This window comes from Streptomyces globisporus (assembly GCF_003501885.1).
GTDB lineage: Bacteria > Actinomycetota > Actinomycetes > Streptomycetales > Streptomycetaceae > Streptomyces > Streptomyces globisporus_D.
In genome coordinates this window covers 47023-62601 of sequence record NZ_QWFA01000036.1, presented here as the reverse complement: position 1 = coordinate 62601, position 15579 = coordinate 47023, and the positions used below count along the sequence as shown (strand labels likewise).

Below are 15579 nucleotides of genomic sequence, written 5' to 3'. Positions count from 1 at the left end.
CCAACCGGTTTACCGCACCCCCTAAACTGCGCGCATGAGCTTTGGGCAAGGGGGGGCCTCCTGGGGGCCCGGGGGCGACGGGACACCGGACTGGGCGGCGCTGGCGGATCAGTCCGCGGCGCGGGCCCGCCGCAGGAGACTGCTGATGATCGGCGGCGGGGCGCTGGCCACCGTCGCGATCGGCGCGATCGTGACCACCGCCGTGGTCACATCGAACGGCGGCGACGCCGGCAAGGGCGACAAGAACGCCGGCCAACTGCCCGCCCCCGCCGACCTCCCCGAGGACACCTCCGCGCCCTCGCCCTCGTTCTCCTCGGTCGCACCGCCGCCCCCGCCGGACCCCAAGGACTTCATATCCAGCGCCGACAAGGACAAGGCGCCGGTGACCGTCGACGGGTTCTTCCCCGGCAAGAAGCTCACCATGGGCGACCGCGTCCACCTCAAGGGCGCGACGAGCAGCTCCGCGAAGTGCGCCACGGGCACTCAGGGCGCCCTCGGCTCCGTCCTCACCAACAACGGCTGCAAGCAGCTCATCCGGGCCACCTACCGCAAGGACGGGGTGGCCGTCACGGTCGGCGTCGCCGTCTTCGACACGGAGGCCCGCGCGAAGAAGGCCGTCGACCAGGCCTCGGGCGGCCTCGCCTCGCTCAGCGGCGGAGGCGTCAACACCTTCTGCCGGGGCGGCACGGTCTGCCTCCGCACGTCCAACTCCTACGGCCGCTACGCCTACTTCACCATCGGCGGCTTCCTCAACGGCAAGCGGGTCACCACCACCGACGAGAACGTCTACGCGGTCAACAAGGACCTGACGAACTTCACCTTCCGTCAGATCCACCGCCGAGGCCAGATCCAGGCCTCCCAGGCCGCCGCCGACCCCAACGGCTGACCGGGGCCCGGGGGTCGGGGATCAGCAGCAGCCCGCCCCCGGCAACGTCCTTACGTTCCGGGCCTCTTCGGCCCGCGCCGCCAGCAAGTCGTCCGCCGGGTACGCCACTTCCTCCAGCGTCAGCCCGTGCGGGCGCACCACGTGCACCCCGGGGTCGCGCACCTTCGCCGCCAGCACCTCGGCGGGCCAGGAGGCGGGCCGCCGCCCGTCGCCGACGAACAGCGCCGCCCCGATCAGCGCCCGCACCATGTTGTGGCAGAACGCGTCCGCCTGCACGGTCGCGGTGAGGACCCCGGACTCCGGGTCCCGTACCCAGCTCAGCTTCTGGAGCGTACGGATGGTCGTCGCACCCTCGCGCTTCTTGCAGTACGCGGCGAAGTCGTGTTCGCCGACCATCAGCGCGGCCGCCTCGTTCATCGCGTCCAGGTCCAACGGCCGGTCGTGCCACAGCACATGACCGCGCGTCAGCGGATCGACCCCACCGGGCCGGTCGCCGACGCGGTAGGCGTACCGCCGCCACAGCGCGGAGAAGCGGGCGTTGAACCCTGCCGGGGCGGGGGCCGCGCGCCAGATCCGTACGTCCAGCGGCAGTCGGCCCGCCAGCCGCCTCAGCAGCTTCTCCTCGTGCTCCGCCCAGACCGACTCCGGCAGATCCACGTGGGCCACCTGGCCACGCGCGTGCACCCCGGCGTCCGTGCGGCCCGCCACCGTCAGGTCGTACGTCACCGACGAGCGGGTCACGGTCCGCAGCGCGTCCTCGATCTCGCCCTGCACCGTGCGCCGGCTGGTCTGCTTCGCCCAGCCGGAGAAGTCCTTGCCGTCGTAGGACAGGTCCAGTCGTACCCGTACGAAACCGGGCTCGGCCTCGTCACTCACCGCGTCTCCCTCTCCACACCCTGGTCAGCGAAACGGGCCCGCACCGCCCCGAAGGGTGATGCGGGCCCGTCCCGTGGTCGCTAGAACGCTCAGGCGTCCTTGGACTCAGCGTCGTCGGCCGGCTTGGCGTCCTCGACGGACTCGGCCGCGGGGGCCTCGTCCTTCTTGAGGGCGTCTTCCTTGACCGCACGCTTCGTGGCGGCCTCGGCCTCACCGGTGGCCTGCTGGGCCACGGTCAGCGCCTCGACCAGCTCGATGACCGCCATCGGGGCGTTGTCGCCACGACGGTTGCCGATCTTGGTGATACGGGTGTAACCACCGGGGCGGTTCTCGTACCGGGGAGCGATCTCGGTGAAGAGCGTGTGGACGACGCTCTTGTCCGTGATCGTCTGGAGCACCAGGCGACGGTTGTGGATGTCGCCCTTCTTCGCCTTGGTGACGAGGCGCTCGGCGACGGGGCGCAGGCGGCGAGCCTTGGCCTCGGTCGTCGTGATGCGGCCGTGCTCGAACAGCGACTTCGCCAGGTTGGCGAGGAGCAGACGCTCGTGCGCGGCGCTGCCGCCCAGACGGGCACCCTTGGCGGGACGCGGCATGGTGATTCTCCTTGTGTGCTGCACCGGCCGTATCAGGTACCGGTGTCAGTTCCCGCGAGGCGGTCGCCTCACGGAAGTCTTCGGACGTGAGCCACATTCAAGCCCGCCCGACGTTCGCGCCGGACACAGGCCAGATTCAAGCCCGTCCGGCGATTGAGGCCAAAGCCTCAGCCCCGGCCCGGGGCACCCTCACATCAGGGCACCCCGGCCGGGAGGCGACTCAGTACTGCTCGGTCTCCACGAAACCCGCATCCGCGTCGTCGTCGGCGCCGAAGGCGTCCGCCGCGGCGGTCGGGTCGAAGCCGGGAGGCGAGTCCTTCAGCGCGAGGCCCATACCGGCCAGCTTCGCCTTGACCTCGTCGATCGACTTCGCACCGAAGTTGCGGATGTCGAGCAGGTCCGCCTCGGAACGGGCCACGAGCTCACCCACGGAGTGGATGCCCTCGCGCTTGAGGCAGTTGTACGAACGGACCGTGAGCTCCAGCTCCTCGATCGGCAGAGCCAGATCGGCGGCGAGAGCGGCGTCCGTCGGGGACGGGCCCATGTCGATGCCCTCGGCGTCGATGTTGAGCTCGCGCGCCAGACCGAACAGCTCGACCAGGGTCTTACCGGCCGACGCCATGGCGTCACGGGGACGCATGGCCTGCTTGGTCTCGACGTCGACGATCAGCTTGTCGAAGTCGGTGCGCTGCTCGACACGGGTCGCCTCGACCTTGTACGTGACCTTGAGCACCGGCGAGTAGATGGAGTCGACCGGGATACGGCCGATCTCCTGGCCGACCTGCTTGTTCTGGACGGCGGAGACGTAGCCGCGACCGCGCTCGACGGTCAGCTCCATCTCCAGCTTGCCCTTGCCGTTGAGCGTGGCGAGAACGAGGTCGGGGTTGTGCACCTCGACACCGGCCGGGGGCGCGATGTCGGCGGCGGTGACCAGACCCGGGCCCTGCTTGCGCAGGTACATCACGACCGGCTCGTCGTGCTCCGAGGAGACGACCAGCTGCTTGATGTTGAGGATGAGGTCGGTGACGTCCTCCTTGACACCCGGCACGGTGGTGAACTCGTGCAGGACACCGTCGATCCGGATGCTGGTGACAGCGGCACCGGGGATCGAGGAGAGGAGCGTGCGGCGGAGGGAGTTGCCGAGGGTGTAGCCGAAGCCCGGCTCCAGCGGCTCGATCACGAACCGGGAGCGGAACTCGTCGACGACCTCTTCGGTCAGCGACGGACGCTGAGCGATAAGCATGCGGTGATCCTTCAGTCGTGGGCACCCACTATTTGATGCCCGACAGATGTAACAAGGGTACGGGCGGTACGCCCCGTAAGAGGTGTACCGCCCGGACCCGGCGCTACTGACGCACGGCCGTCACCGGCCGTAGCGGGTCAGACGCGACGACGCTTCGGCGGACGGCAGCCGTTGTGCGGCGTCGGGGTGACGTCCTGGATCGAACCGACCTCCAGGCCGGTGGCCTGGAGCGAGCGGATCGCGGTCTCACGGCCGGAGCCGGGACCCTTGACGAAGACGTCGACCTTGCGCATGCCGTGCTCCTGCGCGCGGCGGGCGGCCGACTCGGCGGCCATCTGCGCGGCGAAGGGGGTGGACTTGCGCGAGCCCTTGAAGCCGACGTGGCCGGCGGAGGCCCAGGAGATCACGTTGCCCGAGGGGTCCGTGATCGAGACGATGGTGTTGTTGAACGTGCTCTTGATGTGCGCGTGGCCGTGAGCGACGTTCTTCTTTTCCTTGCGACGCACCTTCTTGGCTGCGCCCTGACGACCCTTGGGGGGCATGTCTTGACTCCAGATGGAGAGGGGAGGTGATCGGTCCTACAGCGAAGACCGCTGGTTGCTGCGGGTCCCGGGAGAACCGGAGGTCCGCAGTGCGTCCGCTGAGGACTACTTCTTGCCCGGCTTCTTCTTACCGGCGATGGCGCGACGCGGGCCCTTGCGGGTACGCGCGTTCGTGCTGGTGCGCTGACCGTGGACGGGCAGGCCACGACGGTGGCGGATGCCCTGGTAGCAGCCGATCTCGACCTTGCGGCGGATGTTCGCCTGGACCTCGCGGCGGAGGTCACCCTCGGTGCGGAGGTTGGCGTCCACGTGCTCGCGGATCTTGACGAGGTCTTCCTCGGCCAGGTCGCGAACGCGGGTGTTCGGGTTCACGCCGGTGGCGGCGAGGATCTCCTTGGACCGGGTGCGCCCGATACCGAAGACGTAGGTGAGGGCAACCTCCACGCGCTTTTCGCGCGGGATGTCAACACCTGAAACGCGTGCCATTCAATGGCTCCAGTTGTTAGATCGGGGGTCTTCCGCAGTTCCACTCCCGACCGCCGACCGCTCACGAGGAGCAGTGGTACGTCCGGGTCCCCGGCCCCCGCCGGAGGTGTCGTCAGCCGTGGCTTGGACGGGTACTGCGTATGTACGTATTACGTGCGTCGCGCGAAGAACTGCGAGATGCAGGCGGTCGTGCGTCAGCCCTGGCGCTGCTTGTGGCGCAGGTTGTCGCAGATGACCATGACCCGACCGTGACGGCGGATCACCTTGCACTTGTCGCAGATCTTCTTGACGCTCGGCTTGACCTTCATGGGATGTCAGGTTCTCCGGGTCAGTGCCATCACCCGCCGAAACGGGGTGGGGGCAAGATCTACTTGTAGCGGTAGACGATCCGGCCACGCGTCAGGTCGTACGGAGAGAGCTCCACCACAACCCGGTCATCGGGGAGGATACGGATGTAGTGCATCCGCATCTTGCCGCTGATGTGCGCCAGGACCTTGTGACCGTTCTGGAGCTCCACCTTGAACATTGCGTTCGGGAGGGACTCGATCACGGTGCCCTCAATCTCGATGGCACCTTGCTTCTTGGCCACGCTTCGCCTTTCGAATCGGCTACCTTGATCGGCTCCCGCCATCCGGTACCCGCCATGCGATTGCATGTGGACACACGGATGCACCAGAGCCGACGAGTCAGTCTACGTCAGCGGACCCCAAAAGACGAATCCGTCAAGTTTGCCCACTCCCGGTGATCCTTAGACCTGCCGGAAGGGTTGCGTCAGCCCAGGGGGTCGGGCGCCGCCTCGATCCCGTACTGCGCGAGCCTCGCCTTGCCGCAGTCCGGGGCGGTCAGGACCAGCGGGCCCTGTTCGGTCAGCGCGATGGAGTGCTCCCAGTGCGAGGACCAGGTGCCGTCCGTCGTGATGACCGTCCAGTCGTCGGCGAGGGTCTCCGTCCGCGCCGTGCCGAGCGAGACCATGGGCTCGATCGCCAGGCAGACGCCGGGGACCAGCTTGATGCCCTTGCCGCGCTTGCGGGAGACGTAGTTCAGCAGATGCGGGTCCATGTGCATCTCGGTGCCGATGCCGTGGCCGCCGAAGTCCTCGATGATCCCGTACTTCCCGGTCGCCGGGCGGGGCTGGCGGCGGATGTAGGTCTCGATGGCCCGGGAGATGTCGACGAGCCGGTTGTTCACCTTCATCGCGGCGATCCCGGCCCACATCGACTCCTCGGTCACCCGGGAGAGCTCGACCAGCTCCGGAGCGTGACCGGTACCCACGAAGGCGGTGTAGGCCGCGTCACCGTGCCAGCCGTCCACGATCGCGCCGGCGTCGATGGAGATGATGTCGCCGTCCTTCAGGACCGTCTTCTCGTCCGGGATGCCGTGGACGACGACCTCGTTGACCGAGGTGCAGATGGTCGCGGGGAACCCGCCGTACCCGAGGAAGTTCGACTTCGCGCCGTGGTCGGCGATCACCTTGCGGGCGACCTGGTCCAGGTCGTGCGTGGTGGCCCCGGGGACGGCCGCCTCACGGGTGGCGGCGTGAATGGCAGCGACCACCAGGCCCGCCTCGCGCATCTTCGCGATCTGCTCGGGGGTCTTGATCTGCACCATTGCTCGGCGCCTCTCTGCATCGACGGTGACGGGTACGGCTCGGCGTGTTCAACGATACGGGGGCAAGCAGTCGGCCGCGGCGCCCAGAGGCGCCGCGGCCGGCTTGCACAGCGGGTGATACGGGGTGACGCTCAGCCCTTGTCGGCGGGCTTCAGCGCGTCCATGGCACGGGCGGTCACGTCCGCGACCTCGCCGAGCGCCGAGATGGTCACCACCAGGTCCTGGGCCCGGTAGTAGTCGATGATCGGCTCGGTCTGCGTGTGGTAGACCTCCAGCCGGGTACGGACCGTCTCCTCGCTGTCGTCGTGGCGCTGGTACAGCTCGCCGCCGCAGACGTCGCAGACGCCCTCGGTCTTCGGCGGGCTGTACGACAGGTGGAAGACGTGCGAACTGTCCTTGCGGCAGACGCGGCGACCCGCGATCCGCTTCACGACCTCGTCCTCGGGAACCTCGAGGTCGAGAACCGCGTCGAGCTTCACGCCCTCGTCCTTGAGCATCACGTCAAGGGCTTCGGCCTGGCCCACGTTCCGCGGGAAGCCGTCCAGCAGGAAGCCGTTCACGGCGTCCGACTGGGACATGCGGTCCTTGGCCATCCCGATGGTGACTTCGTCCGGCACCAGCTGACCCGCGTCGATGTAGGCGCGGGCCTGCTTGCCAAGGTCGGTGCCCTGGCTCATGTTGGCGCGGAAGAGGTCACCCGTGGAGATGTGCGGAATCGACAGGTTTTGGGCAAGGTACGCAGCCTGCGTTCCCTTGCCGGCACCCGGAGGCCCGACGAGGACGATGCGCATCAGCGGAGGAACCCTTCGTAATTGCGCTGCTGGAGCTGACTCTCGATCTGCTTCACGGTTTCCAGACCCACACCCACGATGATGAGGATGCTCGTCCCGCCGAACGGGAAGTTCGCGTTCGCACCGCCGAAGCCCGCCAACGCCATCGTCGGCACAAGAGCGATCAGGGCCAGGTACAGCGAGCCTGGCCAAGTGATCCGGTTGAGCACGTAGCTCAGGTATTCGGCAGTAGGACGACCTGCGCGGATACCCGGGATGAAGCCACCATACTTCTTCATGTTGTCGGCGACCTCGTCGGGGTTGAACGAGATGGCCACATAGAAGAACGCGAAGAAGACGATCAGCAGGAAGTACGCCACCATGTAGTACGGCTCGTTCTGCTCCACGAAGTTGTCCGTGATCCAGGTCGCCCAGCCCGCGTTGGAGCCGGAGAACTGGACGATCAACGCCGGGATGTAGAGCAGCGACGAGGCGAAGATGACGGGAATCACACCCGCCTGGTTCACCTTCAGCGGGATGTACGTGGACGTACCGCCGTAGGAACGGCGTCCGATCATGCGCTTCGCGTACTGCACCGGGATGCGGCGCTGGGCCTGCTCGACGAAGACGACGAGGCCGACCATCACGAAGCCGATGAGGATGACGGTGCCGAACTCGATCCAGCCGTCGGCCAGCTTGCCGCTCTCCTTGATGGCCCACAGGGCGCCGGGGAACGTGGCGGCGATCGAGATGAACATGAGGATCGACATGCCGTTGCCGATGCCCCGGTCGGTGATCAGCTCACCGAGCCACATGACGGCGGCCGTGCCCGCGGTCATCGTGATGACCATGATGATCGTGGTGAAGACCGACTTGTCCGCGACGATCTGGTCGCCCACGGTGCAGTTCTGGAAGAGCGCGCCGCTGCGGGCGGTGGCGACGAGGCCGGTGCCCTGGAGGACGGCCAGCGCGACCGTCAGATAACGCGTGTACTGCGTGATCTTCGCCGTGCCGGACTGCCCCTCCTTCTTCAGGGCTTCCAGGCGCGGGATCACGACGGTCAGCAGCTGCAGAATGATGCTGGCCGTGATGTACGGCATGATGCCGAGCGCGAAGATGGTGATCTGCAGCAGGGCGCCACCGCTGAACATCTGCATCAGACCGAGGAGACCACCCGAGTCGGCCTGGTCGATGCACTGCTGCACCTTCGTGTAGTCGACGCCGGGGGCCGGGATGTGCGCCCCGAGCCGGTAGATCACGATGATGCCGAGCGTGAAGAGCAGCTTCTTGCGCAGGTCGGGCGTCTTGAACGCTCGGGCGAACGCGGTGAACACGGTGCCTCCTGCGACCCCCGCGCTATGCGTCAGAGGCGACGGGTCTGGATGGGACTGGATGGGATCGGATACAAGGCAGCCCTACATCGTAAGGAGGCCACAAAAGATGAACGGCGCTACCCTACCCGGCCCGGGACTGAGCAGGAAACACGCACCGCACACCGCTGCACGGCCCGCCTCCCGGCCCGCGCCGCGAAAGACCGGCCAAGCCACACCATTTGGGACGTGAACGCCCCTCCGCTCCCCCACCGCCGGTGCGGTGGACACCCGTTCAACCTTTCCCGAGCCTTTACGGTTCCCGTATATCGCACCGAAATGGTCTCGGGCACGAAAAAAGCCTGGCCGGCCACCTCCGAGGAGGCAGCCGGCCAGGCTCAGTTCTGTCCCGCGGCTCAGACGAGCTCGGTGACCGTACCGCCGGCGGCGGTGATCTTCTCCTTGGCGGAGCCGGAGACGGCGTCAACCGAAACCTGCAGCGCCACGGAGATCTCGCCCTGTCCGAGGACCTTGACGAGGTGGTTGTTGCGCACGGCACCCTTGGCGACCAGGTCGGCCACCGTGACCTCTCCACCCTCGGGGTAGAGCGTCGCGAGCTTGTCCAGGTTCACGACCTGGTACTCCGTGCGGAACGGGTTCTTGAAGCCCTTGAGCTTCGGGAGACGCATGTGGAGGGGCATCTGGCCACCCTCGAAGCGCTCCGGAACCTGGTAACGGGCCTTCGTACCCTTGGTACCACGGCCTGCGGTCTTACCCTTGGACGCCTCACCACGACCCACACGGGTCTTGGCGGTCTTGGCGCCCGGGGCAGGCCGGAGGTTGTGGGCCTTCAGCGGGCTGTTCTCCGCCATGTCAGTCAACCTCCTCAACCGTCACGAGGTGGCGGACGGTCTGCACCATTCCGCGGAACTCGGGGCGGTCCTCCTTGACAACCGAGTCGTTCAGGCGCTTGAGCCCGAGCGAACGCAGGGTGTCGCGGTGGTTCTGCTTGCTGCCGATGTACGACTTCGTCTGCGTGATCTTGAGGCGAGCCATTACGCACCCGCTCCCGCACGCGCACGAAGCAGAGCCGCGGGGGCGACGTCCTCGAGGGGCAGACCGCGGCGGGCCGCGATCTCCTCGGGACGCTGCAGGCCCTTCAGGGCCTCCACGGTCGCGTGCACAATGTTGATCGCGTTGGACGAGCCAAGCGACTTCGACAGGATGTCGTGAACGCCGGCGCACTCGAGCACGGCACGCACCGGGCCACCGGCGATAACACCGGTACCGGGGGAAGCCGGCTTGAGCAGGACGACGCCCGCTGCCTTCTCGCCCGTGATCGGGTGAGGGATGGTGCCCTGGATGCGGGGGACCTTGAAGAAGTTCTTCTTGGCCTCTTCGACACCCTTGGCGATGGCCGCGGGAACTTCCTTGGCCTTGCCGTATCCGACACCGACCGTGCCGTCACCGTCGCCCACCACGACCAGCGCGGTAAAGCTGAAGCGACGACCACCCTTCACAACCTTGGCGACGCGGTTGATCGCGACGACGCGCTCGACGTACGCGGTCTTCTCGGCGGCGCTGGCGCCACCGTCACGGCCCTTCCGGTCCCGCCGCTCGCCGCCACCGGCACCGCTGCCGCGGCGCTGGGGTCCAGCCATGGGAATTACCTCTCTCTGTTACGTCCGCTGTGCGTAGGAACCGGGGCTTAGAACTTCAGCCCGGCTTCACGGGCGGCGTCAGCCAGAGCGGCAATCCGCCCGGCGTACTGGTTACCACCGCGGTCAAACACGACGGCCTCGACGCCTGCAGCCTTGGCACGCTCGGCGACCAGGGCGCCGACCTGCTTGGCCTGGGCGCTCTTGTCGCCCTCGCCACCACGGACCGAGGTGTCCAGGGTCGACGCCGACGCGAGCGTGTGGCCCGCGATGTCGTCGATGATCTGGGCCACGATGTGGCGGTTGGAACGCGTCACGACCAAGCGGGGACGCTCCGGCGAACCGGAGATGTGCTTGCGGACGCGGATGTGGCGCCGCTTGCGAGCAGCGCGCTTGTACGCGTCGCCCTTGGCGATCTTCACACCGTATGCCATGGCTACTTACCAGCCTTTCCGACCTTGCGGCGGATGACCTCGCCCGCGTACTTGACGCCCTTGGCCTTGTACGGGTCGGGCTTCCGCAGCTTGCGGATGTTGGCGGCCACCTCGCCGACCTTCTGCTTGTCGATGCCCTCGACGCTGAGCTTCGTGGGCGACTCGACCTTGAAGGTGATGCCTTCCGGCGCCTCGATGAGGATCGGGTGGCTGTAGCCCAGGGCGAACTCCAGGTTGGAGCCCTTCGCCTGGACGCGGTAACCGACACCGCTGATCTCGAGCGCCTTGGAGTAACCCGCGGTCACGCCGGTGATCATGTTCGCCACCAGCGTGCGGGACAGGCCGTGGAGGGCCTTGTTCTGACGCTCGTCGTTCGGGCGGGTGACGTTCAGAACGCCGTCCTCGCCCTTGGAGACCTCGATCGGCGCGGCGACGGTGTGCGTGAGGGAACCCTTGGGGCCCTTCACCGCGACCGTACGGCCATCGATGGTGACGTCCACACCGGCGGGAACCTGGATGGGGAGCTTGCCGATTCGCGACATGAGCTTTCCTTCCTTTCCCGACTACCAGACGTAGGCGAGGACTTCCCCACCTACGCCCTTCTTGCCTGCCTGCTGGCCGGTCAGGAGACCGTGGGACGTGGAGATGATCGCCACGCCCAGGCCACCGAGGACCTTCGGCAGGTTGGTGGACTTTGCGTAAACACGCAGACCCGGCTTCGAGATGCGCTTGATGCCGGCAATCGAACGCTCGCGGTTCGGGCCGAACTTCAGCTCCAGGACGAGGTTCTTGCCGACCTCGGCGTCCTCGACCTTCCAGCCGGTGATGAAGCCCTCCTGCTGGAGGATCTCCGCGATGTGCGACTTGATCTTGCTGTGCGGCATCACGACGGAGTCGTGGTACGCCGAGTTCGCGTTACGCAGACGCGTGAGCATGTCTGCGATGGGATCAGTCATGGTCATGAATTGGCCTTCGGCCTCTCTCGCCGGGGTTTCCTGTATGCGCCATCCCTCTCCCCACTCACTGGCGGGACGGGTGCGGTGCGGGGACCTACGGCGTAGTAAGTCGGTCTTGGGCGGCAGGCGCCCAACCCTTCAAGCCTACGGCATGAAAGGTGGGGCTCCTGCCGACCAGATGCTTACCGAGAGTCTCCGGGAACTTCCAACGCCCAGGGGGCGAAGGAGAGTTACCAGGAGCTCTTGGTCACGCCCGGCAGCTCGCCACGGTGAGCCATCTCACGAAGGCACACGCGGCACAGGCCGAACTTGCGGTAGACGGAGTGGGGCCGGCCGCAGCGCTGGCAGCGGGTGTACCCGCGGACGCCGAACTTCGGCTTACGGGCGGCCTTAGCGATCAGAGCCTTCTTCGCCACGGTCAGTTCTCCTTGAACGGGAAGCCGAGGTGACGAAGCAGGGCACGACCCTCGTCGTCGTTGGTCGCCGTGGTGACCACGGTGATGTCCATGCCCCGGACCCGGTCGATCTTGTCCTGGTCGATCTCGTGGAACATGACCTGCTCCGTGAGACCGAAGGTGTAGTTGCCACGGCCGTCGAACTGCTTCGGCGACAGGCCACGGAAGTCACGGATACGCGGAAGCGCGAGCGACAGCGTACGGTCCAGGAACTCCCACATCCGGTCACCGCGGAGGGTGACGTGGCAGCCGATCGGCTGGCCCTCGCGCAGCTTGAACTGCGCGATGGACTTGCGGGCCTTCGTGACGGCCGGCTTCTGGCCGGTGATCGTGGTGAGGTCGCGAACGGCCCCGTCGATCAGCTTGGAGTCGCGGGCGGCGTCGCCCACACCCATGTTGACCACGATCTTGACCAGACCGGGAACCTGCATGACGTTCTCGTACGAGAACTCCTCACGCAGCTTGCCGGCGATTTCCTCGCGGTAGCGCGTCTTGAGACGCGGCGCAGTGGTGGCAGTCATCAGATGTCCTCACCGGTCCGCTTGGCAACGCGGATCTTGTTGCCCTCGTCGTCAAAGCGGTAGCCGACGCGAGTGACAACCTTGTTGCCGTCCTTCTCCACGACCAGCTGAACGTTGCTGACGTGGATCGGAGCCTCGGTGGTCACAATGCCACCCGTCTGCGAACCGCGAGCCGTCTGACCGGCCTTGGTGTGCTTCTTGACCCGGTTGACACCCTCGACGAGGACGCGGTCCTGAGCGGGGTAGGCCACGATGACCTTGCCCTGCTTGCCCTTGTCCTTACCGGTGATGACCTGGACCAGGTCGCCCTTCTTGATCTTCATGCTTACAGCACCTCCGGCGCGAGCGAGATGATCTTCATGAACTTCTTCTCGCGCAGCTCCCGGCCCACGGGGCCGAAGATGCGGGTGCCGCGGGGGTCGCCGTCGTTCTTCAGAATGACGGCGGCGTTCTCGTCGAAGCGGATGTACGAGCCATCCTGACGACGACGCTCCTTGACGGTGCGAACGATGACGGCCTTGACGACGTCACCCTTCTTCACGTTGCCACCGGGGATCGCGTCCTTGACGGTGGCGACGATGACGTCACCGATACCCGCGTAGCGGCGACCCGAGCCACCGAGAACACGAATGGTGAGAATTTCCTTCGCACCCGTGTTGTCGGCGACGCGCAGTCGCGACTCCTGCTGGATCACGTCTATCTCCTGATCGTCTGCCGGTTCCCGGCGGGGAGCCGCGTAAGTGACTTACGCGGCTCCCTCACCGAGCCTGGCGGAACTGACCTGAGGGAAACCCCTCAGGAATTACTTGGCCTTCTCGAGGATCTCGACGATGCGCCAGCGCTTCGAGGCGGACAGCGGACGCGTCTCCATGATGAGGACGCGGTCGCCGACGCCGGCGGAGTTCTGCTCGTCGTGGGCCTTGAGCTTGTTCGTACGGCGGATGACCTTGCCGTACAGCGCGTGCTTCACACGGTCCTCGACAGCGACGACGACGGTCTTGTCCATCTTGTCGCTGACGACCAGACCCTCACGGGTCTTGCGGAAACCGCGCTCGGTGTTCGTCTCAGTCACAGTCTTCTCGCTCATCAGGCGCTCTCCACCGTCTCGATGCCCAGCTCGCGCTCACGCATCAGGGTGTAGATCCGGGCGATGTCCTTACGGACGGACTTGAGCCGGCCGTGGTTCTCGAGCTGGCCCGTCGCCGCCTGGAAGCGGAGGTTGAACAGCTCTTCCTTGGCTTCGCGGAGCTTGTTGAGGAGCTCCTCGTCGCCCAGCTCGCGCAGCTCGGACGCCTTGGTACCGGCCGACATCACGACTCACCTGCCTCGCGCCGAACGATCCGGCACTTCATCGGAAGCTTGTGAGCAGCGCGGGTGAGCGCCTCACGAGCAATCTTCTCGTTCGGGTAGGACAGCTCGAACATCACCCGACCGGGCTTGACGTTCGCGATCCACCACTCGGGAGAACCCTTACCGGAACCCATGCGGGTCTCGGCAGGCTTCTTCGTCAGGGGACGGTCCGGGTAGATGTTGATCCAGACCTTGCCGCCACGCTTGATGTGACGGGTCATCGCGATACGAGCGGACTCGATCTGACGGTTCGTCACGTACGCCGGGGTCAGCGCCTGGATGCCGTACTCGCCGAACGCAACCTGCGTGCCACCCTTGGACATACCGCTGCGCTTCGGGTGGTGCTGCTTGCGGTGCTTGACCCTACGGGGGATCAGCATTTCGGTCAGGCCTCCGTTCCGGTGCTCTCAGCAGCCGGAGCAGCGGCGGCGTCGGCCTTGGGGGCCTCGGCTGCCGGCGACTGCTGCGGCTTACGGCCGCGACCGCCACGCTCGCCACCACGGCCACCGCGGCCGGCCGGGCGGTCAGCGCCGCCACGAGCCGGACGGTTACCGGCGCGGGCCGCGGCGTTCTCGGCGCGAACCTCGGCGATGTTCTTGACGTCGCCCTTGTAGATCCAGACCTTCACGCCGATGCGGCCGAAGGTCGTCTTGGCCTCGAAGAAGCCGTAGTCGACGTTCGCACGGAGGGTGTGCAGGGGCACGCGGCCCTCGCGGTAGAACTCCGAGCGGGACATCTCGGCGCCGCCGAGGCGACCGCCGCACTGGATCTTGATGCCCTTGGCGCCGGCCTTCATCGAGGACTGCATGCTCTTACGCATGGCCCGACGGAAGGAGACGCGGGAGGAGAGCTGCTCGGCGACGGCCTGGGCCACCAGCTGAGCGTCCACCTCGGGGTTCTTGACCTCGAGGATGTTCAGCTGGACCTGCTTGCCGGTCAGCTTCTCCAGCTCGCCGCGGATGCGATCGGCCTCGGCGCCACGGCGACCGATGACGATGCCCGGGCGGGCGGTGTGGATGTCAACGCGGACGCGGTCGCGGGTGCGCTCGATCTCGACCTTCGAGATGCCGGCCCGCTCCATGCCCTTCGTCATCATGCGACGAATGGCGACGTCTTCCTTGACGTAGTCCTTGTACAGCTTGTCGGCGTACCAGCGGGACTTGAAGTCCGTGGTGATGCCGAGCCGGAACCCGTGCGGGTTTACCTTCTGGCCCATTACCGGGTTCCTTCCTTGCTGCTGACGACCACGGTGATGTGGCTGGTCCGCTTACGGATCCGGTAGGCACGGCCCTGAGCACGCGGACGGAACCGCTTCAGGGTCGGGCCCTCGTCCACGTACGCCTCGCTGATGACCAGCGAAGAGGCGTCGGTGTGGTCGTAGTTGTGTGCAGCGTTGGCGATGGCGCTGTCCAGCACCTTGCCAACCGGCACGCTCGCGGCCTGCGGGGCGAAACGCAGGACCGCCTGAGCCTCCGTGGCATCCATGCCACGGATGAGGTCCACCACGCGGCGGGCCTTCATGGGCGTGACGCGGATGTACCGCGCCTGGGCCCTGGCTTCCATGGTTGTCCCTTCGGTGTAAGTCATAGTCGTTTCCACCCCGCGCTTAGCGGCGCTTCGACTTCCGGTCGTCCTTGACGTGGCCGCGGAAGGTGCGAGTCGGCGAGAACTCGCCGAGCTTGTGGCCGACCATCGACTCGGTGACGAACACCGGGACGTGGATCTTGCCGTTGTGCACCGCGATGGTGTGACCCAGCATGGCCGGGACGATCATCGAGCGACGGGACCAGGTCTTGATGACGTTCTTGGTGCCTGCCTCGTTCTGTACGTCCACCTTCTTGATGAGGTGTCCGTCGACGAAGGGCCCCTTCTTGAGACTGCGCGGCATCTA

At 66.6% G+C, this 15579-nt stretch carries 27 protein-coding genes; 1 reads left to right on the top strand and 26 read right to left on the bottom strand.

The features are described 5' to 3' along the window. Positions 1-34 precede the first annotated feature (34 nt). Positions 35-886 carry a hypothetical protein gene (locus tag D3105_RS09050; protein ID WP_118901882.1) on the top strand — a complete coding sequence of 284 codons (852 nt, stop codon included), beginning with the start codon at positions 35-37 and terminating at the stop codon, positions 884-886. A 21-nt stretch (positions 887-907) separates the two neighbouring features. On the opposite strand, the gene truA is transcribed toward D3105_RS09050, so the two are convergent. The 26 genes from truA to rpsS all read right to left on the bottom strand — a co-directional run bounded on the left by truA (position 908) and on the right by rpsS (position 15576). Beyond that, positions 908-1762 (bottom strand): tRNA pseudouridine(38-40) synthase TruA, encoded by an 855-nt coding sequence (gene truA / locus D3105_RS09045; protein ID WP_118901880.1) that lies wholly within the window; start codon positions 1760-1762, stop codon positions 908-910. Positions 1763-1851: 89 nt separating this feature from the next. Further along, the gene (gene rplQ / locus D3105_RS09040) at positions 1852-2355 is read right to left on the bottom strand and encodes a 50S ribosomal protein L17 (RefSeq protein ID WP_030578028.1); all 504 of its coding nucleotides are present in this window, start codon (positions 2353-2355) and stop codon (positions 1852-1854) included. Between the two features lie 220 nt (positions 2356-2575). Further along, positions 2576-3598 (bottom strand): DNA-directed RNA polymerase subunit alpha, encoded by a 1023-nt coding sequence (locus D3105_RS09035; protein WP_003966937.1) that lies wholly within the window; start codon positions 3596-3598, stop codon positions 2576-2578. Between the two features lie 137 nt (positions 3599-3735). After that, positions 3736-4140: a 30S ribosomal protein S11 gene (rpsK, locus tag D3105_RS09030; RefSeq protein ID WP_003956432.1), complete on the bottom strand. Its 405-nt coding sequence runs from the start codon at positions 4138-4140 to the stop codon at positions 3736-3738. Between the two features lie 105 nt (positions 4141-4245). Then, the gene (rpsM, locus tag D3105_RS09025; RefSeq protein ID WP_006126897.1) at positions 4246-4626 is read right to left on the bottom strand and encodes a 30S ribosomal protein S13; all 381 of its coding nucleotides are present in this window, start codon (positions 4624-4626) and stop codon (positions 4246-4248) included. 194 nt (positions 4627-4820) lie between these two features. After that, positions 4821-4934, bottom strand: coding sequence for a 50S ribosomal protein L36 (gene rpmJ, locus D3105_RS09020; protein ID WP_003956441.1), 114 nt, complete (start codon positions 4932-4934; stop codon positions 4821-4823). A 59-nt stretch (positions 4935-4993) separates the two neighbouring features. After that, entirely contained in the window at positions 4994-5215 is a 222-nt protein-coding gene (gene infA / locus D3105_RS09015; protein WP_003956442.1) for a translation initiation factor IF-1, read from the bottom strand. A 182-nt stretch (positions 5216-5397) separates the two neighbouring features. Continuing rightward, positions 5398-6234, bottom strand: coding sequence for a type I methionyl aminopeptidase (gene map / locus D3105_RS09010; RefSeq protein ID WP_118901877.1), 837 nt, complete (start codon positions 6232-6234; stop codon positions 5398-5400). A 131-nt stretch (positions 6235-6365) separates the two neighbouring features. After that, positions 6366-7025, bottom strand: a complete 660-nt coding sequence (locus D3105_RS09005) for an adenylate kinase (RefSeq protein WP_118901874.1) — start codon at positions 7023-7025, stop codon at positions 6366-6368. Then, on the bottom strand, positions 7025-8338 hold the full coding sequence (gene secY, locus D3105_RS09000; protein WP_118901871.1) for a preprotein translocase subunit SecY: 1314 nt from the start codon (positions 8336-8338) through the stop codon (positions 7025-7027). Before secY ends, D3105_RS09005 begins: the two co-directional genes overlap by 1 nt. Positions 8339-8730: 392 nt before the next feature. After that, the gene (gene rplO, locus D3105_RS08995; RefSeq protein WP_003966942.1) at positions 8731-9186 is read right to left on the bottom strand and encodes a 50S ribosomal protein L15; all 456 of its coding nucleotides are present in this window, start codon (positions 9184-9186) and stop codon (positions 8731-8733) included. Between the two features lies 1 nt (position 9187). Further along, positions 9188-9370, bottom strand: coding sequence for a 50S ribosomal protein L30 (rpmD, locus tag D3105_RS08990; RefSeq protein WP_006126892.1), 183 nt, complete (start codon positions 9368-9370; stop codon positions 9188-9190). Beyond that, positions 9370-9975, bottom strand: coding sequence for a 30S ribosomal protein S5 (gene rpsE / locus D3105_RS08985; RefSeq protein WP_010058791.1), 606 nt, complete (start codon positions 9973-9975; stop codon positions 9370-9372). Before rpsE ends, rpmD begins: the two co-directional genes overlap by 1 nt. 47 nt (positions 9976-10022) lie before the next feature. Further along, on the bottom strand, positions 10023-10406 hold the full coding sequence (gene rplR, locus D3105_RS08980) for a 50S ribosomal protein L18 (RefSeq protein ID WP_097880434.1): 384 nt from the start codon (positions 10404-10406) through the stop codon (positions 10023-10025). Between the two features lie 2 nt (positions 10407-10408). Next, entirely contained in the window at positions 10409-10948 is a 540-nt protein-coding gene (gene rplF / locus D3105_RS08975) for a 50S ribosomal protein L6 (protein WP_003966946.1), read from the bottom strand. A gap of 21 nt (positions 10949-10969) precedes the next feature. Then, the gene (rpsH, locus tag D3105_RS08970) at positions 10970-11368 is read right to left on the bottom strand and encodes a 30S ribosomal protein S8 (protein ID WP_003966947.1); all 399 of its coding nucleotides are present in this window, start codon (positions 11366-11368) and stop codon (positions 10970-10972) included. Between the two features lie 224 nt (positions 11369-11592). Beyond that, complete coding sequence (locus D3105_RS08960; protein ID WP_003948630.1) at positions 11593-11778, bottom strand: type Z 30S ribosomal protein S14; 186 nt, start codon at positions 11776-11778, stop codon at positions 11593-11595. Positions 11779-11780: 2 nt separating this feature from the next. Further along, on the bottom strand, positions 11781-12338 hold the full coding sequence (rplE, locus tag D3105_RS08955) for a 50S ribosomal protein L5 (protein ID WP_006126888.1): 558 nt from the start codon (positions 12336-12338) through the stop codon (positions 11781-11783). Further along, the gene (gene rplX, locus D3105_RS08950) at positions 12338-12661 is read right to left on the bottom strand and encodes a 50S ribosomal protein L24 (protein WP_003966949.1); all 324 of its coding nucleotides are present in this window, start codon (positions 12659-12661) and stop codon (positions 12338-12340) included. Before rplX ends, rplE begins: the two co-directional genes overlap by 1 nt. A gap of 2 nt (positions 12662-12663) precedes the next feature. Next, a complete protein-coding gene (gene rplN / locus D3105_RS08945) occupies positions 12664-13032 on the bottom strand; it encodes a 50S ribosomal protein L14 (RefSeq protein WP_003966950.1) in 369 nt (122 codons plus the stop codon). Positions 13033-13140: 108 nt separating this feature from the next. Next, positions 13141-13425, bottom strand: a complete 285-nt coding sequence (gene rpsQ / locus D3105_RS08940) for a 30S ribosomal protein S17 (protein ID WP_018490820.1) — start codon at positions 13423-13425, stop codon at positions 13141-13143. Beyond that, positions 13425-13649 carry a 50S ribosomal protein L29 gene (gene rpmC / locus D3105_RS08935; protein WP_003966952.1) on the bottom strand — a complete coding sequence of 75 codons (225 nt, stop codon included), beginning with the start codon at positions 13647-13649 and terminating at the stop codon, positions 13425-13427. The genes rpsQ and rpmC overlap by 1 nt, the downstream gene beginning before the upstream one ends. Then, entirely contained in the window at positions 13649-14068 is a 420-nt protein-coding gene (gene rplP, locus D3105_RS08930; RefSeq protein WP_003966953.1) for a 50S ribosomal protein L16, read from the bottom strand. The genes rpmC and rplP overlap by 1 nt, the downstream gene beginning before the upstream one ends. Positions 14069-14073: 5 nt before the next feature. Continuing rightward, complete coding sequence (gene rpsC, locus D3105_RS08925) at positions 14074-14904, bottom strand: 30S ribosomal protein S3 (RefSeq protein WP_003966954.1); 831 nt, start codon at positions 14902-14904, stop codon at positions 14074-14076. Next, positions 14904-15251, bottom strand: coding sequence for a 50S ribosomal protein L22 (gene rplV / locus D3105_RS08920; RefSeq protein WP_004571827.1), 348 nt, complete (start codon positions 15249-15251; stop codon positions 14904-14906). Before rplV ends, rpsC begins: the two co-directional genes overlap by 1 nt. A 43-nt stretch (positions 15252-15294) precedes the next feature. Continuing rightward, positions 15295-15576 (bottom strand): 30S ribosomal protein S19, encoded by a 282-nt coding sequence (rpsS, locus tag D3105_RS08915; protein ID WP_003966956.1) that lies wholly within the window; start codon positions 15574-15576, stop codon positions 15295-15297. Positions 15577-15579: the final 3 nt, after the last annotated feature.

Coding starts and splice junctions, on each gene's coding strand:
- D3105_RS09050 (WP_118901882.1), top strand. CDS start 35: ATGAGCTTTGGGCAAGGGGGGGCCTCCTGGGGGCCCGGGGGCGACGGG.
- rplQ (WP_030578028.1), bottom strand. CDS start 2,355: ATGCCGCGTCCCGCCAAGGGTGCCCGTCTGGGCGGCAGCGCCGCGCAC.
- D3105_RS09035 (WP_003966937.1), bottom strand. CDS start 3,598: ATGCTTATCGCTCAGCGTCCGTCGCTGACCGAAGAGGTCGTCGACGAG.
- rpsK (WP_003956432.1), bottom strand. CDS start 4,140: ATGCCCCCCAAGGGTCGTCAGGGCGCAGCCAAGAAGGTGCGTCGCAAG.
- rpsM (WP_006126897.1), bottom strand. CDS start 4,626: ATGGCACGCGTTTCAGGTGTTGACATCCCGCGCGAAAAGCGCGTGGAG.
- rpmJ (WP_003956441.1), bottom strand. CDS start 4,934: ATGAAGGTCAAGCCGAGCGTCAAGAAGATCTGCGACAAGTGCAAGGTG.
- map (WP_118901877.1), bottom strand. CDS start 6,234: ATGGTGCAGATCAAGACCCCCGAGCAGATCGCGAAGATGCGCGAGGCG.
- D3105_RS09005 (WP_118901874.1), bottom strand. CDS start 7,025: ATGCGCATCGTCCTCGTCGGGCCTCCGGGTGCCGGCAAGGGAACGCAG.
- rplO (WP_003966942.1), bottom strand. CDS start 9,186: ATGGCGGAGAACAGCCCGCTGAAGGCCCACAACCTCCGGCCTGCCCCG.
- rpmD (WP_006126892.1), bottom strand. CDS start 9,370: ATGGCTCGCCTCAAGATCACGCAGACGAAGTCGTACATCGGCAGCAAG.
- rpsE (WP_010058791.1), bottom strand. CDS start 9,975: ATGGCTGGACCCCAGCGCCGCGGCAGCGGTGCCGGTGGCGGCGAGCGG.
- rplR (WP_097880434.1), bottom strand. CDS start 10,406: ATGGCATACGGTGTGAAGATCGCCAAGGGCGACGCGTACAAGCGCGCT.
- rplF (WP_003966946.1), bottom strand. CDS start 10,948: ATGTCGCGAATCGGCAAGCTCCCCATCCAGGTTCCCGCCGGTGTGGAC.
- rpsH (WP_003966947.1), bottom strand. CDS start 11,368: ATGACCATGACTGATCCCATCGCAGACATGCTCACGCGTCTGCGTAAC.
- rplE (WP_006126888.1), bottom strand. CDS start 12,338: ATGACTGCCACCACTGCGCCGCGTCTCAAGACGCGCTACCGCGAGGAA.
- rplX (WP_003966949.1), bottom strand. CDS start 12,661: ATGAAGATCAAGAAGGGCGACCTGGTCCAGGTCATCACCGGTAAGGAC.
- rpsQ (WP_018490820.1), bottom strand. CDS start 13,425: ATGAGCGAGAAGACTGTGACTGAGACGAACACCGAGCGCGGTTTCCGC.
- rpmC (WP_003966952.1), bottom strand. CDS start 13,649: ATGTCGGCCGGTACCAAGGCGTCCGAGCTGCGCGAGCTGGGCGACGAG.
- rplP (WP_003966953.1), bottom strand. CDS start 14,068: ATGCTGATCCCCCGTAGGGTCAAGCACCGCAAGCAGCACCACCCGAAG.
- rpsC (WP_003966954.1), bottom strand. CDS start 14,904: ATGGGCCAGAAGGTAAACCCGCACGGGTTCCGGCTCGGCATCACCACG.
- rplV (WP_004571827.1), bottom strand. CDS start 15,251: ATGGAAGCCAGGGCCCAGGCGCGGTACATCCGCGTCACGCCCATGAAG.
- rpsS (WP_003966956.1), bottom strand. CDS start 15,576: ATGCCGCGCAGTCTCAAGAAGGGGCCCTTCGTCGACGGACACCTCATC.